The sequence below is a fragment of the Pseudomonas sp. PS01301 genome (genome assembly GCF_029960215.1).
GTDB classification, from domain to species: Bacteria; Pseudomonadota; Gammaproteobacteria; order Pseudomonadales; family Pseudomonadaceae; genus Aquipseudomonas; species Aquipseudomonas coleopterorum.
On the sequence record NZ_JASCPM010000003.1, the window covers coordinates 40,137 to 59,576 of the forward strand.

At 60.2% G+C, this 19,440-nt stretch carries 20 protein-coding genes; all 20 read left to right on the top strand.

Going from position 1 to position 19,440, the window contains the following annotated elements:
- Positions 1-15 precede the first annotated feature (15 nt).
- The 20 genes from QMX89_RS02180 (at position 16) to QMX89_RS02275 (ending at position 19,435) form a co-directional block, all read left to right on the top strand.
- Positions 16-741 (top strand): hypothetical protein, encoded by a 726-nt coding sequence (locus QMX89_RS02180; RefSeq protein ID WP_282346438.1) that lies wholly within the window; start codon positions 16-18, stop codon positions 739-741.
- A gap of 284 nt (positions 742-1,025) precedes the next feature.
- Positions 1,026-1,517, top strand: a complete 492-nt coding sequence (locus QMX89_RS02185) for a terminase small subunit (protein WP_282346439.1) — start codon at positions 1,026-1,028, stop codon at positions 1,515-1,517.
- A complete protein-coding gene (locus QMX89_RS02190; RefSeq protein WP_282346440.1) occupies positions 1,489-3,396 on the top strand; it encodes a terminase gpA endonuclease subunit in 1,908 nt (635 codons plus the stop codon). Before QMX89_RS02185 ends, QMX89_RS02190 begins: the two co-directional genes overlap by 29 nt.
- A 5-nt stretch (positions 3,397-3,401) precedes the next feature.
- Positions 3,402-3,611, top strand: a complete 210-nt coding sequence (locus QMX89_RS02195; RefSeq protein ID WP_282346441.1) for a hypothetical protein — start codon at positions 3,402-3,404, stop codon at positions 3,609-3,611.
- 37 nt (positions 3,612-3,648) lie between these two features.
- Positions 3,649-5,232, top strand: coding sequence for a phage portal protein (locus QMX89_RS02200; protein WP_282346443.1), 1,584 nt, complete (start codon positions 3,649-3,651; stop codon positions 5,230-5,232).
- A 3-nt stretch (positions 5,233-5,235) separates the two neighbouring features.
- Complete coding sequence (locus tag QMX89_RS02205) at positions 5,236-6,468, top strand: S49 family peptidase (RefSeq protein ID WP_282346445.1); 1,233 nt, start codon at positions 5,236-5,238, stop codon at positions 6,466-6,468.
- Positions 6,465-6,815: a head decoration protein gene (locus tag QMX89_RS02210; protein ID WP_282346447.1), complete on the top strand. Its 351-nt coding sequence runs from the start codon at positions 6,465-6,467 to the stop codon at positions 6,813-6,815. Before QMX89_RS02205 ends, QMX89_RS02210 begins: the two co-directional genes overlap by 4 nt.
- A gap of 58 nt (positions 6,816-6,873) precedes the next feature.
- Positions 6,874-7,878 (top strand): major capsid protein, encoded by a 1,005-nt coding sequence (locus QMX89_RS02215; RefSeq protein ID WP_282346449.1) that lies wholly within the window; start codon positions 6,874-6,876, stop codon positions 7,876-7,878.
- The gene (locus QMX89_RS02220) at positions 7,878-8,201 is read left to right on the top strand and encodes a hypothetical protein (RefSeq protein ID WP_282346451.1); all 324 of its coding nucleotides are present in this window, start codon (positions 7,878-7,880) and stop codon (positions 8,199-8,201) included. The genes QMX89_RS02215 and QMX89_RS02220 overlap by 1 nt, the downstream gene beginning before the upstream one ends.
- A 2-nt stretch (positions 8,202-8,203) precedes the next feature.
- The gene (locus QMX89_RS02225; protein ID WP_282346453.1) at positions 8,204-8,689 is read left to right on the top strand and encodes a hypothetical protein; all 486 of its coding nucleotides are present in this window, start codon (positions 8,204-8,206) and stop codon (positions 8,687-8,689) included.
- Entirely contained in the window at positions 8,670-8,912 is a 243-nt protein-coding gene (locus QMX89_RS02230) for a hypothetical protein (RefSeq protein ID WP_282346454.1), read from the top strand. Before QMX89_RS02225 ends, QMX89_RS02230 begins: the two co-directional genes overlap by 20 nt.
- Positions 8,913-8,915: 3 nt before the next feature.
- Entirely contained in the window at positions 8,916-9,668 is a 753-nt protein-coding gene (locus tag QMX89_RS02235; protein ID WP_282346455.1) for a hypothetical protein, read from the top strand.
- Between the two features lie 48 nt (positions 9,669-9,716).
- Entirely contained in the window at positions 9,717-10,031 is a 315-nt protein-coding gene (locus QMX89_RS02240; protein WP_282346457.1) for a hypothetical protein, read from the top strand.
- 110 nt (positions 10,032-10,141) lie between these two features.
- A complete protein-coding gene (locus QMX89_RS02245; protein ID WP_282346458.1) occupies positions 10,142-13,768 on the top strand; it encodes a phage tail tape measure protein in 3,627 nt (1,208 codons plus the stop codon).
- Positions 13,769-13,819: 51 nt separating this feature from the next.
- Positions 13,820-14,329, top strand: coding sequence for a hypothetical protein (locus QMX89_RS02250; protein ID WP_282346459.1), 510 nt, complete (start codon positions 13,820-13,822; stop codon positions 14,327-14,329).
- Positions 14,329-16,140, top strand: coding sequence for a hypothetical protein (locus tag QMX89_RS02255; RefSeq protein WP_282346461.1), 1,812 nt, complete (start codon positions 14,329-14,331; stop codon positions 16,138-16,140). Before QMX89_RS02250 ends, QMX89_RS02255 begins: the two co-directional genes overlap by 1 nt.
- A gap of 3 nt (positions 16,141-16,143) precedes the next feature.
- Positions 16,144-16,596, top strand: coding sequence for a hypothetical protein (locus tag QMX89_RS02260; protein WP_282346464.1), 453 nt, complete (start codon positions 16,144-16,146; stop codon positions 16,594-16,596).
- Positions 16,597-17,043 carry a hypothetical protein gene (locus QMX89_RS02265; RefSeq protein WP_282346466.1) on the top strand — a complete coding sequence of 149 codons (447 nt, stop codon included), beginning with the start codon at positions 16,597-16,599 and terminating at the stop codon, positions 17,041-17,043.
- Between the two features lie 31 nt (positions 17,044-17,074).
- Positions 17,075-17,902 carry a hypothetical protein gene (locus tag QMX89_RS02270; protein WP_282346468.1) on the top strand — a complete coding sequence of 276 codons (828 nt, stop codon included), beginning with the start codon at positions 17,075-17,077 and terminating at the stop codon, positions 17,900-17,902.
- 9 nt (positions 17,903-17,911) lie between these two features.
- On the top strand, positions 17,912-19,435 hold the full coding sequence (locus QMX89_RS02275) for a hypothetical protein (protein WP_282346470.1): 1,524 nt from the start codon (positions 17,912-17,914) through the stop codon (positions 19,433-19,435).
- Positions 19,436-19,440: the final 5 nt, after the last annotated feature.

Consider the following 19,440-nt stretch of genomic DNA (forward strand, 5'->3'; position numbering starts at 1 on the left):
ACGTTCGAGGTCGCCATGTTCAAGGTGCAATCGAGAGGCCTTACTGATGGCCTGGCCGAACTCACCGAGATCGAGCAGCGCCAAATCCCATTTGCTACTGCGCTGGCACTGACCGAGACGGCGAAACTGATCAAGTCCTCAATCGAGGACGAGATGCGCGCAGTGTTCGATAGGCCTACACCCTTCACCATGAACGCCCTGCGCCTGATCCCTGCTACCAAGCAGAAGATCGAGGCTCGGGTATGGATCAAGGACGAGGCCGATGGTGCTGCGCCTGCAACCAGGTGGCTGACACCTGAGGTCTACGGCGGCCCGCGGAACAACAAGCGCAGCGAGTCACTGTTGCGTGCCCGCGGCATCCTGCCCGAGGGCAAGTTCGTCGTGCCTGGCAAGGGCGTGAAGCTGGACAACTACGGCAACATCGGGCGTGGCCAGTTGCAGAAGATCCTTTCAGGACTTGGTGCTCAAGGTGATCGGCTGCAGAACAGCACAGACAGTCGACGCAGTGCCGGCAATCGCTCGCGATACTTCGTGATGCGCAAAGGCCGCGAGGCCATTGGGATTGCTGAGCGTGTCGGCACCCGACGCGGGGACATCCAGATGGTGCTGGCCTTCGTCGGTAAGCCTGGGTATGCCAAGACGCTCGACTTCTTCGAGATCGGGGAGCGGGTCGCTAATCGTGAGCTCGCTGCGCAGTTCGAGAAGGCATTCGACCGTGCCCTGTCCACCCGGCGGCGCTGACTGCAACGCACCAAAACGGTGCAAAAGGGTCCTTTCCCCCCACCCCCTGGGGTGAGGGTAATTCGAGCCCCGTCCTTCAACTATGTATGACTTTTTTCTAGAGGGGTTGGTTGTTGTTTTGTCGCTGGGCTGAAAGGACCGGAATAGAGCGGTTTCAGCAAAAAAATACACCAACCTGACCCCCTGAAATACCAACCAAACACCAACCGGCCTGCGGTAGCTTCCCGCCTCGTCATTGGAGGAGGCATATGGAGCCGAAACCTCACTGGCTAAACAAGAGCAGCATGGCCGCCAGCCTCGGCATCACCGTGCAAGCGTTCGATAAATGGAAGGTCGAACCCATCGCTCGAATCGGTCGCGAAAACTTCTACGACGTGCGCTCAATTCTGGACAACCGCCTGAAGCTGGCTGAGCAGAAAGCAGCGGCGGACGAGCAGCCTTCCGGTATCGATCCCCTCATTGAGTACAAGCTGCTTGAGGAACGGCGCGGGTTGACCGCGGCTCAGCGGATCGGCCAGGAGAACAAGAACGCCGTATCAGCCCGGCAACTGGTGCCGGTCGACTTCATCACCTTCGCGCTTTCGCGGGTGGTGGCCCAGATCGGGTCCGTGCTCGACACGGTCGCCCACAAGGTTAAACGCAAGCATCCCGATATCGGGCCGCGCCATGTCGAAGCCATGCAACGCGAAATCGCTCTCGCCCGGAACATCGCCTCCGAGCTAGGCGACCAACTACCTGAGATCCTCGATGAGTACCTTGCCACCCTGGATGACTGATCTGCGCAAAGCGATCAAGGCCGGGCTGCAAGCGCTATTCAAAGAGCCACCACTCACTCTGGTGGATTGGGCAAACACGCATTTCTACCTCTCGTCCGAGTCGTCCTATCAAGAGGGGAAATGGGAAACGGCGCCGTTCCAGGTTGCCCTGCTCAATGCCATGGGCAATGACCTCATCCAGTTCTTCAACCTGATGAAGTCTGCCCGGGTCGGCTACACCAAAATGCTCATGGCGAACGTGGGCTACAAGATCCAGCACAAGCGGCGAAGTGTGGCCGTCTTCTCGCCGACCGACCCCGACGCTGAAGAGCTGATGAAGCAGCACATCGAGACGATGGTCAGGGATGTGCCGACGCTCTTGGAATTGGCCCCATGGCATGGCAAGAAGCACAGGGATAGCTCGCTGAGTTCCAAGCGTTTCCAGAACAAAAAGATGCTTTGGTGCCGCGGCGGCAAGGCCAGTCGAAACTACCGCGGTATTTCCGCCGACGAGGTCGTGTACGACGAGCTGTCCAACTTCGAGCAGAACGTAGAGGGCGAGGGCGCTCCCACGTTTCTCGGGGACAAGCGCCTTGAGGGCGCGATCTTCAAGAAATCGATCAGGGGCTCGACACCCAAGATCAAAGGCACGTGCCAGATCGAGAAGGCCGTTGAGGAATCGCCGTACCTGCTGCGTTTCAACATTCCATGTCCGCATTGCGGCCGTGAGCAGCACCTGAAATGGGGTGGCAAGGATTGCGACTTTGGCATCAAGTGGGAACGGGACGAGCATGGCGAGATCACCCAGGCCTGGTATGTGTGCGAGCACACTAAATGCGTGGTCTGGTATCACGAAATGGTCGAGGCAGCTCACCGCGGGCGCTGGATCTGCGAGAAGTCAGGTATCTGGACCCGTGACAGCATCGACTGGTACGGGGCCGACGATGAGTTGAGAGCGACCCCACGAAGCGTCAGCTTTCATGTCTGGACCGCCTACAGCACTTTCACCACTTGGCTGGAAATGGTGCTGGAGTTCGACAAGGTCAAGGACAACCGCGAGAACCTGATCGCCTTCGTCAACACCACATTGGGCGAAACGTGGGAAGACGACCAGGGCGAAAAGGTCGACTGGGAGCTGCTCTATGGTCGTCGCGAGGTGTACCCGCAGGTGCATGCGCGCGGCCTGATCTTGATGGGCTCGATCGATACCCAGGATGACCGCTATGAAGGCAGAGTCTGGGCTTTCGGTCTGGGCGAAGAAGCCTGGCTGGTCGACAAATGGGTGCTCATGGGTGACCCGGCCAGCGAAGAGCTCCGCAAGAAGGTACGCCTGAAGGTGCGGCAGCAATACGTGCGCGGTGACGGCGCCAAGATGGGTGTGGAGCGCTGGTGCTGGGACTCCGGCGGCCACTACACCGATGAGGTCTACGCCGAAAGCCGTGCTCTTGGCGACACTTGGGTGATCCCGGTCAAAGGTGCCAACGTTCCAGGCAAACCGATCGCTAACTGGCCGAAGTCGCGTAACGCGAAGAAGGTCTACCTCACTGAGGTGGGCACTGAGAACGCCAAAGAGTTGATCTACAGCCGTCTCAAGATTCAGCCCAATACTTCCGGCGTGCCGGTACCGGGCTGCGTTCACTTCCCCGCCAATGACGACATCTGCGGTGAGGACGAGCTGAAGCAGCTCACGGCTGAAACCAAAGAACTGAAGATCGAGAAAGGCAGGCGGGTGTACCGCTGGACGGCCAAAGGTCGCCGCAACGAGGCACTCGACTGTTTCGTTTACGCCCTGGCCGCCTTGCGGATCAGCCAGCATCGCTTCGGTCTCGATCTTGAAATGCTCGCCGGCGCCAAGCGCGCTGTTCCGCAACGAGGCACCCGTAGCCGGGTGCGAGGATGACAATCATGACCCCAGCGCAATCGCGGCTGGCCGCGGTGCAGGATGCAATCGACAAGATCCTGAAGGGTGGCCAGAGCGTTCGCTACGGCGAGCGTCAGGTAACCCGGGCTGACCTGGGCGCACTGCGCAAGCTTGAAATCGCTTACACGGCGGAAGTCGCCGCCGAAGCCAACCGCGCCCGCGGCCGCAACCGAATCAGCTATATGAGGATCTGACATGGCCTGGTGGACACGTACCACTCCAGAAGAGCGGATGGTGCGTGAAGCCACGCGCGCCGTCTCCGGTCTGGTGCAAAGCCAACCCCGTGCACAGGGCGGTGGCGGCGGAAGTGAAACGCGCTGGCGCGGCGCGTCGCGCATGCTGCGTAGCATGTCGAGCTGGATCCCGTTTCTGGGTAGCCCGAACCGCGATCTGAGCTCGCCCGAGCGCAAGACCCTGGTGGCCCGTTCGCGCGATGCCATGCGCAACCACCTCATTGCCCGCGCCGCGATTGTGCGAACCCGAACCAACGTGGTGGGTACCGGCCTCATCTGCCGGCCGCAGGTCGACCATGAGGCCCTGGGTCTCACGGAAGAACAGGCCGATGAGCTCAACGCGCAGATCCAGCGGGAGTGGGAGCTTTACGCTGGCGACCCGCGCGAATGTGACGCCGAAGCAACACTGAACCACTACCAGCAACAGGCACTGGCGCTGGTTTCGGCAATGACTGGCGGCGACTGCTTTGTCGCAACGCCGTGGATCGAACGCCCGGGCACCGTCTACAACACCCGCCTGCAGCTGATCGAGACGGACCGAGTTTCCAACCCACACGGCCAGCCCGATAGCGAGCGCCTGGTAGAGGGCGTCGAGTTCGACGACTACGGTGCGCCGGTGGCCTACCACATCTGCAACGGGTACCCGGACGACAAGTTCCTGAAGTACCCGCTGCGTTGGGAGCGGGTCGAGGTCTTCGGTGCAGAGACTGGCCGGCGCCGCGTGCTGCAAATCTGGTGTGACAAGGAACGTCCTGGGCTCAAGCGCGGGGCTCCGTACCTGGCGCCAATCCTTGAGCCGTTACAGAAGCTCGAGCGGTACGCCAGTGCCGAACTGATGGCGGCGGTGATCTCGGCGATGTTCACGGTGTTCATCAAGAAGGGCGAAGACTTCGGCGCGGGTGCAGGTCAGGGCCAGCCGGTCTTTGGAGATGAGGACGGCACGGTTGGGGGCGATGTAGGTCCAGCGCCTCTGGAACTGGGCGAAGGCGCCATCGTTGACCTGGCGCCCGGCGAAGAGCCCATGGTTGCCAACCCAGCCAGACCCAACGCCCAGTTCGACCCTTTCTTCTCGGCGATAGTGAAAGAAATTGGTGCTGCATTGGAGCTTCCTCTGGAAGAGCTGATGCTGCACTACAGCAGCAGCTACAGCGCCGCGCGCGCGGCCATGCTGCAGGCCTGGCGCTTCTACACCATGCGGCGCTGGTGGCTGGTGTGCGACTTCTGTCAGCCCAGCTATGAGCTGATGTTCGATGAAGCTGTGGCGGCCGGCCGCATTCGTGCGCCGGGCTACCGGGACCCGGCTCTGCGCCGCGCCTATACCCAGGCCATCTGGATCGGCCCGGCGCGCGGTGCTATCGACGAGCTCAAAGAGGCCAAGGCGGCCCGCGAGCGCATCGACGTGGGCATCAGCAACGAAACCATGGAAACAGCGGCGATGTCCGGCGAGACCTGGCAGCAGGTCAACCGGCAGCGCGCGCGCGAGCTCAAGCAGCGCCGCGACAACGGAACAACCACAGCAACCGTGGCTGCCGCGCCAAAGCCGCTCGTTCCCGAGCCTGAACCACCTGAAGACGAGGATTGACCCATGCCAAGAGCCTTTGAGCTGGCTTCTGCTCAGCCATGGCTGATGCTGCCCAATGCCTTGGAGAACCTGCTCGCCATCTCCGAGCGCATGGGGGATCCAGTGGCCTTGGAGACAAAGCTGGGTCGCAAGTTGGACAACAGCCAGTCTGTCAGCATCCGCAACGGTGTGGCCATCGTGCCTGTGATTGGCCCGATCTTCCGTTACGCCAACTTGTTCACAGAGATCAGCGGCGCGACCAGCACCCAGGTGCTGGCGACCGACATTCGGGAAGCGCTGGACAATCCGGCGGTGCAGTCGATCATCCTGAACATCGACAGCCCCGGCGGCGTGGCCAGCGGCATCAACGAGCTCTCCGAGATGATCCACGCGGGCCGAGCGCAGAAGAAGATCGTGGCGTACATCGGCGGGAGCGGGGCGAGCGGTGCCTACTGGATCGCCTCCGCCGCGCACGAAATCGTCATCGACGAAACGGGAATCGCCGGCAGCGTCGGCGTGGTGGTCGAGGCGGTGGTCGATAGCGAGAAAGCCACCGGCCGCAAGAGCTACCAGATTGTGAGCCGTAACGCTCCGAACAAGCGTCCGGACCTGGCCACGGAAGAAGGCCGAGCAAAGGTCGCCGAGACGGTTGATGCGCTCGAGGATGTGTTCGTGGCCAAGGTCGCGCGCAACCTGGGCGTTGATGCAGAGAAAGTACCTGGCATGGGTGACCATGGCGGGTTGCGTGTGGGGCAGGCGGCCGTAGCGGCTGGTCTGGCTCACCGAACGGGCTCGCTTGAGGGCCTGATCACCGAGCTGTCCAAGCCGGCAGCGAAAATCACGAGGAAAAACACCATGACGAAAGTCAGCAACACCGCTGAGTTGCAGGCGGCCATCGCTGCCGGCGGCGATCTCACTGCCATCGAGATCAGCGCCCCGGAGAAGATCGATGTAGAGACCCTTCGCAAGGAAGCGGCAGCGACCGCTACCGCCAGCGAAAAGGACCGCATCAGCGGTATCCAGGCCTTGGCGGCCCCCGGCTTCGAAACCGAAGTGCAGGCTGCCATCGACGGTGGGCTCACTGTCGAGGCCGCGGGCCTGAGCTTGTTCAAAGCTGCTCAGGACCGCGGTGTGACCTTGGACAGCATCAAGCGTGATGCCAAGAAGGTCGATCCCGCGTCCGCATCCGCGGGCAAAGGCAAGGTTGAGTTCTCCACCAAATCCATCTGGGCCTCTCGCAAAGGAGCGAAAGCATGAACTATGACATCGTCACCCAGGACGCTCGCACCGCGGCCTTCCTCCTGAACGAGGCCTCTGGTGAGCGCTCCCGCGAGCAGATCGTGCTCCTCAAGGGCAACACCGCATTCGCGCCAGGCCAGATCCTGTCGAAGAACGCGGCCGGCAAGTACGTGGCGTTCGCCGCGCCTGCTGAGGGCGCAGCCGTTGAGGTTGCAATTCTGTATGAAGGCCGTCCTGCGGATACCACTGCCGATCGCTACGCGGCCGCCGTAGTCCGCGACTGCGAGGTGGTCGAAAGCCTTCTGGTCGGTCTGACTGAACCAGCGCGTGCTGCTCTGCTCGCCGCCGGCATCATCCTGCGCTGATTTTCAGCACCTCATTCCCCAACCGCCGCTGGCGGTTTTTTTGTTTTTGGAGATCGGAATGGCCGATTTGAGCATTTTCAACGGTGATGCGTTCGGCACCATCGCCCTGACCACCGCTATCAACCAGCCTGTCGAAGGCCAGGCGGTGCCCACTCGCTTGGATACGCTCTTCGAAGAAGAAGGCGTAACCACCACTGCTGTCTTCATCGAGCGCGAGCACGACAACCTGACCCTGGTACCGGCTGCCGAGCGCGGCGCGCCAAGCGACCCAACCACTGGCCCGGGCCGCGACATGATCCCGTTCCAGACCATCCACCTGCCGACCCGCGCGGTTATTCGCGCTGACGAGGTCCAGGGTATCCGGGCGTTCGGCTCGGAAAGCGAACTCGAGACCGTCGAGGCGATGGTTGAGAAGCGCTTGCTGAAAATGCGTAAACGCCTGGAAGCGACCATCCGCTACCAGCGCGTGGGCGCTATTACCGGCAAGGTGTACGACGCCGACGGCACTCGGGTGCTGCTGGATCTGTATGCCCGATTCGAAATTGAACAGCAGACTGTCGCTTTCACCATGGGCGCTAACACCACCAAGCTGCTGGCCAAAGTGACTGAAGCCAAGCGCCTGGCGGAAGACGCTATCGGTGGTTCCGGCATCATCGCAGGCTGGCTGGGCATTGCCGGACGCAACTGGTTCGACGCATTCACCAACCACGATTCGGTGCAGAAGGCTTTCGATCGCTGGAACGATGGCCAGTTCTTGCGCGACGACCATCGCCGCGATGGCTTCAGCTTCGGTGGTGTGAACTGGGAAGAGTTCTACGGCAACCTGGGCGGCGTCCAGTTCATGGATCCCGACGTTGCCTACCTGGTGCCGGTAGGTGTGGATGGCCTGTTCATCACCAACTTCGCGCCAGCCGACTACATGGAAACGGTCAACACCACCGGTGTGCCGTTTTATGCCAGCCAGGAAATGTTGCGCCACAACAAAGGCGTGGACATGGAAGCCCAGAGCAACCCGCTGAGCATCTGCACCCTGCCGCGCGCCATCATCAAGTTGACCAAGTAATGGGCCGCTCGGAGTTCGACCAGGCCTTCGAGGGCGCGGACGACGAGCTGTTCAGCACCTTCGGCCAGCGGGGTGAGTGCTTCTATGACTCGCGGGAAGGGGCGCCGCCCCAGCCCGTGAGCGTGGTGCTGCAGACCAATGTCAGCGATCCGGCTGGCGGCAGCTTCGTTGCCGTCCACCTGGCCGCCGACCTGCGCATCAGCCAGGTGCCCAATCCATGCAAGGGTGATTTGCTCACCGTGGACTGCAAGCGCTACCTGCTCGATGAGTACGTGGGCACAGACGGCCTCATCAACCGCTTTTCACTCATGCCGGCGGACTGACTATGGACAACCCACTGACCTTGGGCCGAAAGGCGCTAATCGAGCGGCTCACCACGATTTCAGTGGCCAACGGGTATTTCACCTCGGCCGGCTCGAACGTGCGAACGGGCTGGCTCAATGAGCAGCTGCAGGCCCGCGACGCCAGCTTTCCTATCATCGTTGTGCAAAAGGGCCGGGGCCAGGCGCCAGTGCCCGGCCCCATGGCGCTGAAAGCCTTCTCAGGCTTCAGCATCGTTGGTGCTGTCAGCACAGGCATGGACGACTACGAGGATGCCATTGAAGCGCTTGAGCACGACTTGTTGAAGTGCCTGGTTCCCGTGCAAGGCCGCGCCCTAGACTGGCTACCAAAAGGCGTCACCGGCATCACAGTCGGCACCCCCGAGACTTTCCCACCAGGTGAGTCGCTCAAGGCCGCAACGGTCCTTATCCCCGTACAGCTGCACACCATCATTCAGGGAGAACACCCTCATGTCCGACAAAGCCGATAAAACCGACAAGGCGCCAGGCATTCCAGTGCCCAGCACCGTCAAGGCCACCGAACCGGTCGCCGAGTCGGAGCGTGCATTGCCGCGCTTCGAAGTGGAGCTGCTCAAGCCTCACACCCATGCCCGCACGGACTACGCGCCGGGCGACAAAATCAAAGTCACTGCCGAGCAGCGCACCTGGTTGAAAGACCTGGGCGTGATCGCTGGCGACACCTCGGAGAAGTAAGACATGCCACAGATTGAAACCTTCCTGGTCGGTGGCCAGGTCAAGATGCGCAAGTACGGTGTCGGCGGCCCATTCAGGCCCGTGGGCCTGGTCTCGACGCTGACCCAGGCCATCGAAACCAACGACATCACCCTGGCCGATACCACCACCCCGCAGGGTGGCGAGTACGACTCCATCAGCCGGATCAGCAGCATGTCGCTGACCATGAACTGGCGCGAGTTCTACACCGCGAACCTGGCGGCTATCTACTGGGGCACCATCGACCGTGTGCCTGCTTCGACTGTCACCGACGAGCCGCACAGTGCGAGCAAGGGCGGCACCATCCTGCTCGACAAGATGCCGCTGAGCATCACCTCGGTGAAGCTGGCGGCTGGCGGCGCGACCACCTATGTCGACGGTGATGACTGGCAAATGACCGGCTCTGGCATCGAGATCCTGGAAGCGGGCGCGATCGCTGAGGGTGCGGATCTGCTGGTGACCTATGCCTCTGCGTCGGTGGACATCATCGAGGCCTTGACCGGCAGCGGTGACGTGTACGAGTTCCTCTTCGAGGGCGCGAACGCCGCGGGCACCAAAAACCGCGTGAACCTGCAGTACTTCCGCTGCCAGCTCAGCCCGGCCGCCAGCGCGGACTGGATCAGCACCGATGATTTCATGGGCAGTGAGGTCACCGCCAAGGTGCTTTCCGATCCCAAGAAGACCGGCGCCGGCAAGTCGAAGTACATGCGCATCATGAAAGAAGCCGCTTCGGTGTGAAGCATGCCGGCCCGCCTCGGCGGGTCTGGCCCCCAAGGGGTGGAGTAGATGATTCAGCAAACCAATTCAAAAGAGCTCGTCATCGGCGAACTGCAGATCATCTGCCGTGAGCTCACTGTTCTGCAGGTTCGCAAATGGCTGGAAGAAGCCAGCAAACCCGCGTCTCTGGATACCGTTTCCGCCGTGCTGTTCAAGGATTGCACAATCAGCGACGTCATCCGGATGACCAGCCTGAGCGAGGACGATATCGACAGCTTGCGACCATCGCAGGTCGAGTCCGTGATCAACGTCTGCAAGGAGCTGAACCCTCATTTTTTCGACCTGCTGGGGCGTCTGACAAATGCCCTCCAGGCCAGAGCCTGAGAAACCTCGATAGATCCCTGGATGCGCTGGTCCGGATCGGACACGCCAATGCCATCTTCTACCCCTGGTCCTACTATCAAGCGGCAATCGACGCCGCTAAGTGAGCCCCTGTGCGCGACATCGAACTCAAACTGACGGCAGATCTGGACTCGGCGACCAAGGAAGTCGGCGGGTTCCGCAAGGAATTTGCCGAAATGGTTCGAGTGGTCGAGAAACCGCTGCGCCAGATCAATTCCTTTCGCGATCTCGAAAGCACCCTGGAGAAGACCGGCCGTACCATCACCACGGCGCGCGACGCTGTCCGCACGCTGGGCGATCAAATGGCAGCTACTGCCACCCCGACGCGGCAACTGCAGACTGAATACCGCAACTCGGTGAACCAGCTCAAGCAGCTCGAGCGCCAGGAACAGAGCCAGACAGCCCAGTTGGGGCGGATGCGCCGAGAACTGCAGGCCGCCGGCGTCGACACGCGTAACCTTTCGGGAGAGCAGCGGCGCCTGCAGACCGATCTGGCGCAGAAGCTGGTGGTCGGCCAGCGCGACAAGAGCATCCAGGATGCGCAGGTCAACCTTGGAATCGCCAAGTTCACGAACACCAGCGCAGAGATCGCGCGCCTGCAGTCTGATTTCCAGCTGCTGCGATCTACAGGCAAGCTGTCTGCCACGGAAATCGCGATCGCGCAGAACACGCTCCGGCAGAGCCTGGCTGCATCTGCTGCACAAACCGCACAATTGACCGGTGCGACCAAGACTTGGAACGCGAGCCTTGGCGACGTGCAGGCGCAGATCATCGCCGGCGCTGCTGCATTTGGCGGATTCGCTATGGCTGCGTCGCAGGGATTTTCGGCCTACGCGGACTTCCAGCAGCAAATCGCGGCGATCGGCACGATCACGGACTTGAGCGACCAGCAACTTACGGGCTTGTCGCAGAGCATTCGTGGCTTGAGCCGGGACATGGGCAAGTCCGCAAGCGAAAGCGCATCGGCTGTGTACGACCTGCTGGGCAGCGGGGTGGCTACCGCCGATGCGATGAATGTGCTCGAGCAATCGACCAAAGCTGCCGTGGCTGGCCTGACCGATACCAAGACCGCCGCGGGCGTGGGCGTGTCGATCATCAATGCATACGGCGAGAGCATGGACAACCTCGGCCTGAGGTACGACCAGCTCTTCGTGGCCATCAAGGATGGTGTGGTCAGCTTCGATCAGTTGGCAGCTGGCCTGGGCCAGGTCCTTCCGACAGCCGCAGCTGCTGGCGTTAGCTTCTCCGAAGTGGGCGCGGCCATCGCGCGTATGACGGTTCAGGGTATCCAGGCTCCGATTGCAATCACAGCGCTGCGCAGCGCCATCAACCAGCTGGCATCGCCCGCGCAGGGCGCCAAGAAAGCGATGGCTGATCTCGGCATTGAGTGGCGAGGGCTGTCGGGCACCATTGAGCAGATTGCGGCGAAGAAGATTGGCTTCAATGCCTTGGCACAAATCATCCCTGATACTGAAGGCCGCACAGCAATTCTCGCGCTGACGAAGGACTATGCGGGGTTCGTGAACCAGGTCAAGGACATGGAGTCAGCTGGGGGCACGACCGAGCAAGCCTATGAAAAGATGAAGAACACTCCCACCGCTCAGCTCAACGAGTTCAAGGCGGCGATGAGTGATCTGAACATCTCATTTGGCAACGCGGTGGCGGCTGGCTTGCCCCTGCTCAACCTGCTCACTGATCTGGTGAATGCATTCAACGGCCTGAGCGAGCCAGTGAAATTCGGCATTCTGAGCTTCGTGACTTTCGGGGTGGGTGCCAAGGCGTTAGGCGCAGCGCTGAAGGCGGGCAGGTTGGCGCTCACGGTATTCACCGGCGGAGCTGCGGTAGCCGCCGCGCAGCTCGGTACTGCTGGCGCCGCTATGGATGCGGTTTCCGGAAAGGCCACACGGCTCAACGGGATCTTAAATTCGCCGGTTAGCGGATTGCTTCGCGGTGGGCTTTATGGGGTTGTACTGACCCAGCTGTCCCAGCTCTATGGCATGTATCAGCAGATGGAAGAGCTGGAAGCATCTCAGGAAACACAGAAAAAGAATACCGCAGACCTCATATCAAAGAACTTGCAGTACAAAGACACGCTTGTTGCCCAGCCTGCTGTAGTCCAAGCCATGACCGAGGCTGAGCGCAAGTCCTATGCTGAAAGACTCAGTAACGCACAGACCTATTACTCGAAACTTTCCGAACAAATAAGCCGAGCTAGTTTCGAAAAGAATGGGCCTACAGCAAGTGTTGATCCTGAAGCGCTCGATGCCGCCAAGCGAGCAAGGGAATACGGGAAAGCCTTGGAGCTTGAAACCTCTTACGAGACGGAACGCATTGCAGACGCGAAGGCTAACAGCGCAGAGCTGGTGAATATTCAAACCAGGCTTCAAACGGATTTGAAAACTCAGCTCGACAAGCGTGTTGCAGCTGAACGTGCCGCAGGCGCTGCGGTAAAGAAAGCTCAAAAAGACCAAATCGAGACTCAGAAGAAATACACGTTAGCACTGGCTGAGATTAACTCTGGCACGGGCGGTGACGCGAGTTACGGCTCCGCCCAAGCGCTGAAGGTGGGAGCCAGAAACGCCTTGCGTCGAGGTGACATTGAAGGCGCGAAGCAGCAGGCTGATGCGGCTTTGAAGATGCTTCAAAGCTTGGCCAAGGCTGGCGAAAACACCTATGGGTTCGAGGGCTTCATAAAAGAGCTGCAAGGGATTGAAGCTGAGGCAGACAAGGTAAATCTCAGAAAAGCGGAGGAAAGCTTTAAATCCGCGAAAGCTCAAGTTGTAGACCTCAAAAAAGAAATAGAAACGCTTAAGGTCATTCAAATCACCCCGATGCTTTCTGAGGATGCACTCTCGAAGGTCAAGCGACAGCTTCGAGAACTTCAAACAGGACTTGGACAGGATGTTCCTGAGATTCTAGGAAAGCCTAGTTTGCCTTCTGGAACCAACTTGGCCGATGGGCTGGTGAAAAAGGTCAGCGGTATAGAGTCCGGTGGCAGCGCGGTGGGGGTGGAAGGCAAGAAATTGTCCTACATACCCGGCGTGAACAGCTATTCGAATGAAAACCTGAGCGTTGAAGTGAAACCGGTTGTTCCACCTGGTGCCACTTCGCTCATAAAGACTCAGATCGACAACCAGGGAGATATTCCGGTCGAGGTGGAACCGGAGTATCCCGAGTCGGACGAGCCAGTTGATGTGCCGGTCGTACCTGCCCTTGACCAGGCGTCGGTTCAGGAAACAGCAAATCAGATTGCCGCCGCAGCAGCTGAGTTTGCAAAGACTCTGGTGATACCGGTAACACTAGCAACTTCGGGCGTTGCGAGCGCTGATGGCGCAGCATCTGATACGCCCGGCTTCGCTTCCGGTGACATGGTGCGCGGTCCAGGAACAGGCACCAGTGACAGCATTCTGGCCCGGTTATCGAATGGCGAGTTTGTAGTGAAAGCTGCCGCTGTTCGTCACTATGGACCTGAGCTTCTGCGCCAAATCAATTCCCGTCGATTTCCAGCTTTTGCGTCAGGTGGACTGGTGTCGGACTCTCCGATTCCTAGTGTTTCTTCGCCACCTCAGTCGCTACTGGATCTGGCCTTACCACAACAACAAAAGTCGCTCGGAAGCTTCACGCTCAATATGGGTGGGGAGACGTATCAGCTTCAGGCACCGGAGCAAGACTTTCAGCGGCTGATCAGGAATCAGCGAATCAAGTTCGGCCGCAGCTGAGGTGTCACCAACTCAACCCGCCTGGGCGGGTTTTCATTTCTGGAGTAACTGATGAGCCTGCCGCTGATCATGCTGGGGGGCATCCCCATTGTTCTGGATGCCGGCGCACCGGATCAGTCCGACAACCCGCTGCTGGGCGAATCTGTCATCCGGCTGTCCGGCGGCGAAGGCGTCAAGATGACCCACTGGGGCAAGGCCGCCGGCACCATCAGCGGTCAGGGTTGGATGCCGCCGGGGCTGGATGGCCTGGACTACAGCCAGCCGCTTGAGCTGCGCCTCACCGCGCAGGAGAGCATGGTGAGCAACAACCGTGTGCTGGCGCTGACCAGTACGCCCCGCGATGACTGGGCGCCTTGGGCCTTTGCTCTGGTTGGTCTCCGCTGGATTGAAGCCGAGTGCGCTGTCGACGGGCTGATAGTCACGGTTGACCAGATCGTAGGTGCCACCCGGTACATGGCGCAGTGGATGCCGGTCTACAACGTGTTCGCCAGTAAGCCCCCCAAGACGCAGAGCTCGGGCCAAGGCAGCTTCGGTTGGACCATCGCCTGGGAAGAGGTCTGATGCTGATCAACGGATTGCCGCTCAATGCTGCGGCGCTGGGTGGCCTGCAGGGTGATTCCAGTGCAACCGAGCCACTACCGATTGTGCCAGGCCGGGCGTTCCGCTGGCGCCTGCGCGTAACGGTAGGCGGCATCGATGTGACTACCCGGCTGACGGGCCAGGTCCACGTCGACCGCGAGCGCGGCGCTGCCGGTCTGGCGGACTTCACGCTGCAGATGGACGTTGGGCCGGTGGTGCCCATGGAGTGGGTGGGCCGCGAAGTCGCGATCGACTACATCAGCGCTGCGTCAGGCATTACCACCGAGAAACGCCGCTACACCGGGCGCATCGTCACCACCGAATGGGGCTCGCTGGCCAGGCTGCTGGTTTGCCACTGCGGTGATCAACTGCAGCAACGCGTCGAGGCCATGAGCACCCAGGCGGTGGAAGCGCTGATCCCGTCCTACTGGTCGGACGAGGTGTTCGAAGCCGTCGACGGGCGCAGTCGCTGGGACTATGCCCAGGAGCGCCTGACTTCGGTACAGGGCAGCCTGGACTCTTCGGCGACCGGCGAACTGCGACTGACCACCTGGTACGCGGGCAATATCGATTTCACGTTCGGCAGCGGCACCACGGTCTACGACTCGGTGGCGCTGTCCTATGCAGATCTCACCAGCCTCACCAACACGGTGGAGATTGAGGCGAACTATCGTTTCCCGCGGCTTCGCCAGCTCAACGAGAACTTCACCTGGGTGCATCCGGACACCAACGGGATGGGCGGGCTCAGCGGGTTTTGCCAATGGCGCCCTGACAGTACCGAGCTGCCCGACGTAGCCATGGTTCGCGATGCCGTCACCGGTAGCGGCCTGAGCCTGGTGCGCAGCCCGAGCTACAACCGGGTGCCACTCAGCGCGCCGGATCCTTGCGGCACTGGCCAGCCTTGGGTGAACAACTATGCCGACCTGCTGCTGGGGGCTTCACTCACCGGCGGCCGACGCTGGAGCCAGCCGATCACCGAGAAATACACCCTCAAGGTGGTGGCCGAGAACAGCATTGCCCAGGCCGGGGAAGTCATTGCACGCGAGTCTCTGTCGATCGAGTACACCAACGACCTCGCAGACTCATGGGAAAGCACGGCCTTCGGCATCGACGCGCCGAGGCAGGTGAGCACCACGACGGGCAATGGTGTGGGCGGCAACGGCACCGGCGGTATAGGCGGAGCCCCTGCGCAGGACGGCGGCGAGACTGGGCACAAGGATCAGCGGGACGAGGCGCAGCGGCTTGGCGCCTTCAAATGCCTGCTGCATCAGGCGAAGACATCGATCATCCAGGCGCACAGCGGGACTCGGGTCAGTTGGGAGTCACCGACCAGCATGGTGATGGATGTCGACTTGGTGCACACCCTCGCAATCAGCGACCAGGGCATCAACGCCGCGGCGCGGTGCAGCCATGTTTATGACACGTTTGACCTGGCGGCTGGTAGCGCCATCACCACGCTGACGATCACCGTGATGCGCGGGGGCGGCGCGGCAGAAGATCCGCTTGAGCCGCCTGCAGCATCCTCCGAGCCGCAACCTGAACCTGAAGGTCCGGACCCCATCGGGCGGAGCCTTCCGACTCAGCTGGGCGGCAAGAAAGGAGCGCCGGCCTACAAGGAAGAGCTGGACGGTTTCTCTGGCAACTACGACAACGCCGATCCGACGCTCGAGGTGTTCCCTCGACGCTTCCAAGTGACGTCGATCGACATACCCGAAGAAGACACCGACGAAAAAACCGTCGATATCGCGGCGACCTACCGGGTCGTCATCCCCAACGACCTTCTGGAGTTGTAAGCCATGTCAGAGACCGAGCGGCGCGCCTTAGGCGTTGCACTGGAGACGAACCGGCGGGCGAGTGGTGCCGCCATGGAATCATCCCGGCGCGCAATTGGCCCGGCAATGGAAGCAGAGCGCCGCGGCTCAGGGGCCCAGATTGCCGACGACATACAGCGGCTGGGGGGAGTGCAACGCAGAAGCACGACCCTGTCCCGGATCGAGCGCCGCGGTGGGATCGGTGGGCAGACCGGATCCGGAGTCTGGGCCGCTCCTAACGTCGGCACCGGGGGTGGTATAGCCAGCCCACTTACTGAGGCCGACTACACCAAGCGCGAATACTGGCCAGACGGAATTCTCAGCAGCGATGGCCTGTTCAACATGCCGGCGCTGAAAACCTTGGTGATGACCGACAACGATGGCGCAAGTGTCACCGTCAATTTCGCGAAGCCGGTCACGCCGGCGAAGGTGCCATAGATGCGCTTCATCAATAACTGGATCACCCAGCTGACTCAGCCCATGGCGGCCGCGGCAACCACGCTGCCTGTGCCAGCCGCAGCGCTCTCGCGCCTGGCGGCCGGCACGTACCTGCTCACGCTGGTCAACTCTGCGAGTGCGCTGGACCAGACCCAGTGGGAAGTCATTGAAGTCACTGTCGCCAATGGCGTTGCGACGGTGACCCGTGCTCGGGAAGAAACCACTGCACGGGCCTGGCCAACCGGCACATTGATTTATTGCGGCGTTACAGCCGGCACTCTTAACCAGTTCGCACAAACGATTGCATCGCTCGTCGCGCGGGTCACGGCGCTCGAAGGAGGGGGCGGCGTTGATCCGGAGCCGGAGCCCTCCGATGGCGCGCTCACTGACTCTGCCGGCCAAGCTCTTACCGACCAGGCACAGAACACTCTCGTACCGGCGGCCTGATCCCCGTCGCCTTGATAAAACGGACATTCCAATGGCAAACGTTCAGCACACAGATAGCGGCACCACCGATCCACAGCTCGCACCTCCGAGCATCGGTGCCCACTACATCAATACAGTCACTGGTCAGACCTGGGTGGCCCACGGCACAGCCCGGGTGGAGGACTGGGGTGGCCCACTACCCGGACACGCGCTGGCTATCCCCGACACTGTCAACGAACTCGTCCTTAATCCAAAGCAGCCCATTACCGTTTGGCGCGTAAAGCCGGGGGATTTCAACCCGATAGTTGTGCTGCCGGAGATCACCGAGCCAGGGTTCTACGAGATGCTGCTCGTCCTCGAGAACTCATCGGGAGTGCCTGTTACCGTGGATGTTGTTGCGGGGTTCAATCAGGCCAATTTGGAGCGGATGGATCCTTCGCTCGGTGTCGCTGTGAGCTCGGCCACCACCTACAAAATACACTGCTGGGTCCCGCTCGTTGCCGTTGGTGGTTCTAACTTTTGGTCAGTAGTGCAGCGCTCATACATGGCCTTTGGGTCAGATTATGTGAAGCTTTCAAACCCTTCGAGCTTACGCATTTCCGGTAGTGCGCGGAAATGGGCATTGGAATTTACCAGTCCACGCCAACTGGACCTGATTCTCACGGCAATAGGAAACAGCATGAGGATGGATCCTATTGAGGATATCGAGTTGTTGATTCTCAACTACTCAGGAGGCCTCATAACAATGACTGTGGATACGGATGTTGGTTATCCGCTTAAAGACGTTGATCAGATAGTTGTTCAGCCCAACTCTGGAAAGCGTTACACGCTGACTTTATGTCGTGACAGATGGTCTGTTGCCAAAGTGCAAGATGTTTAAGGGGGTCCAATGGTGCGCACATTGGTTTGGCCTTGGCATGGGATGATTACTGGCGAAACATTGACCCTGCCCAATGGCACTACCAGGCCTACGCCTTTCCTGCCGGTCGAGCCCAGCAGCTTCTCCGGGCCTGGGGACAACCATAAGATAGTGGTGGCGGGTACGCCGCCTATCTCCGAGGCTGAAGCAGCACAGGCGCCACCAGGTGGGCAGTACTGGTCCGGCAAAGCGCTTATCACCGCTGGGCGGCTCTACGAGAAAGATGTCAGCTGGATCTACCAGGCCCTGGATGGCACTCGCTGGGCAGTAACAATGCCTATTCGCAATATCCAGCCAACGACATCTACGCTACGGATTACCTTGAAGCGCTTCGGCGAGTTCACTTTGCCGGCAGAGGCGATCAACCTCACGCAACAATTTCCAGTGGGGTTTCTTTCTGCGGAGGAGCGAAGGCTATATTTTGCCGATTTTGGTAACGATCAGACGCACGTCATACGTCTGCACAGTGTTAGCGACACCGGTCGCACCGCAATTATCTCATGGTGCATTTCAAACGTGGGCACTGGCATTGATCCCCACGCGCGGCCTTATACCTACTTGAAAGTTTCGATCGTCGGTAGCGGAAAGGATATCGCAGCAACTTACGAAATGCTGTATGACAAAACTCAGGTGCGCAGGGATGACCCAGGCGTAGTGATAGACGAAGAGTACGGGTTTGCGGTAGATCCTAGTCGGAACTGGATAGAGACCAATCGGGAACCGTTTGGCGATGGAGGGCCAAATTCAGGAACACGTTATTTTTACAGCTATGAACCTACTACGACACTAAAAGTTATGAAGGGGGATAACCTTTTTCCCGGTCCAGTTTCTGTCAACAGACGTCAGCGCTGGATTCCTTTCATTTCGTTCGATGGAGAAATTCCGGTCCCGTGCACATTCAGTTGTGTGTATCAGGCGGAGCGGCCCATGCCAGTCGTCAATGTGGTAACTGACGAACAGGTTATACAGCTGATATATGAAGACGGTCGTAGCGACTTTGAAAATGACGGTAAGTACCATTTTGAAGGAAGAACCGCTGCCGAAGGCGCGCTGACAATCACCATCGCGCATGGTGATTACAGATGGAACAGGGCTTACCCTTTCTCGTCTCAGAGCATCCTGAACGACCTCGTCTACACCACCGCCTATTTCGACGGCCAGCAACTTCCGGATATTGGTACCGGCCGATCAGGATTCGGCCTCATAGCGTTTGGCGAATTATGGGCGGACGTTGGCCAGTATAGGCCGTCGGTGGGCGTCAGCATGGCTCTGGCCGGCGACGTGACCTACTTCTATCTATACAGCAACAACTGCCTGGCGCTGGCGACGGTTACCGAGTATCCCAAGCACAAGTTCTACGGGGCGATCACCCCCGATGGGTTTATTGATCCGGTGGGGGAGCATCCCAGTGATTTCTACAGCCACTATGGCAGTTACAACCCTATCACCGGCCAACTGATGCTTGGTTCGTCCAAGCCCGTCAACTGGATCTAACCCCC

Coding starts and splice junctions, on each gene's coding strand:
- QMX89_RS02180 (WP_282346438.1), top strand. CDS start 16: ATGTTCAAGGTGCAATCGAGAGGCCTTACTGATGGCCTGGCCGAACTC.
- QMX89_RS02185 (WP_282346439.1), top strand. CDS start 1,026: ATGGCCGCCAGCCTCGGCATCACCGTGCAAGCGTTCGATAAATGGAAG.
- QMX89_RS02190 (WP_282346440.1), top strand. CDS start 1,489: ATGAGTACCTTGCCACCCTGGATGACTGATCTGCGCAAAGCGATCAAG.
- QMX89_RS02195 (WP_282346441.1), top strand. CDS start 3,402: ATGACCCCAGCGCAATCGCGGCTGGCCGCGGTGCAGGATGCAATCGAC.
- QMX89_RS02200 (WP_282346443.1), top strand. CDS start 3,649: ATGGTGCGTGAAGCCACGCGCGCCGTCTCCGGTCTGGTGCAAAGCCAA.
- QMX89_RS02205 (WP_282346445.1), top strand. CDS start 5,236: ATGCCAAGAGCCTTTGAGCTGGCTTCTGCTCAGCCATGGCTGATGCTG.
- QMX89_RS02210 (WP_282346447.1), top strand. CDS start 6,465: ATGAACTATGACATCGTCACCCAGGACGCTCGCACCGCGGCCTTCCTC.
- QMX89_RS02215 (WP_282346449.1), top strand. CDS start 6,874: ATGGCCGATTTGAGCATTTTCAACGGTGATGCGTTCGGCACCATCGCC.
- QMX89_RS02220 (WP_282346451.1), top strand. CDS start 7,878: ATGGGCCGCTCGGAGTTCGACCAGGCCTTCGAGGGCGCGGACGACGAG.
- QMX89_RS02225 (WP_282346453.1), top strand. CDS start 8,204: ATGGACAACCCACTGACCTTGGGCCGAAAGGCGCTAATCGAGCGGCTC.
- QMX89_RS02230 (WP_282346454.1), top strand. CDS start 8,670: ATGTCCGACAAAGCCGATAAAACCGACAAGGCGCCAGGCATTCCAGTG.
- QMX89_RS02235 (WP_282346455.1), top strand. CDS start 8,916: ATGCCACAGATTGAAACCTTCCTGGTCGGTGGCCAGGTCAAGATGCGC.
- QMX89_RS02240 (WP_282346457.1), top strand. CDS start 9,717: ATGATTCAGCAAACCAATTCAAAAGAGCTCGTCATCGGCGAACTGCAG.
- QMX89_RS02250 (WP_282346459.1), top strand. CDS start 13,820: ATGAGCCTGCCGCTGATCATGCTGGGGGGCATCCCCATTGTTCTGGAT.
- QMX89_RS02255 (WP_282346461.1), top strand. CDS start 14,329: ATGCTGATCAACGGATTGCCGCTCAATGCTGCGGCGCTGGGTGGCCTG.
- QMX89_RS02260 (WP_282346464.1), top strand. CDS start 16,144: ATGTCAGAGACCGAGCGGCGCGCCTTAGGCGTTGCACTGGAGACGAAC.
- QMX89_RS02265 (WP_282346466.1), top strand. CDS start 16,597: ATGCGCTTCATCAATAACTGGATCACCCAGCTGACTCAGCCCATGGCG.
- QMX89_RS02270 (WP_282346468.1), top strand. CDS start 17,075: ATGGCAAACGTTCAGCACACAGATAGCGGCACCACCGATCCACAGCTC.
- QMX89_RS02275 (WP_282346470.1), top strand. CDS start 17,912: ATGGTGCGCACATTGGTTTGGCCTTGGCATGGGATGATTACTGGCGAA.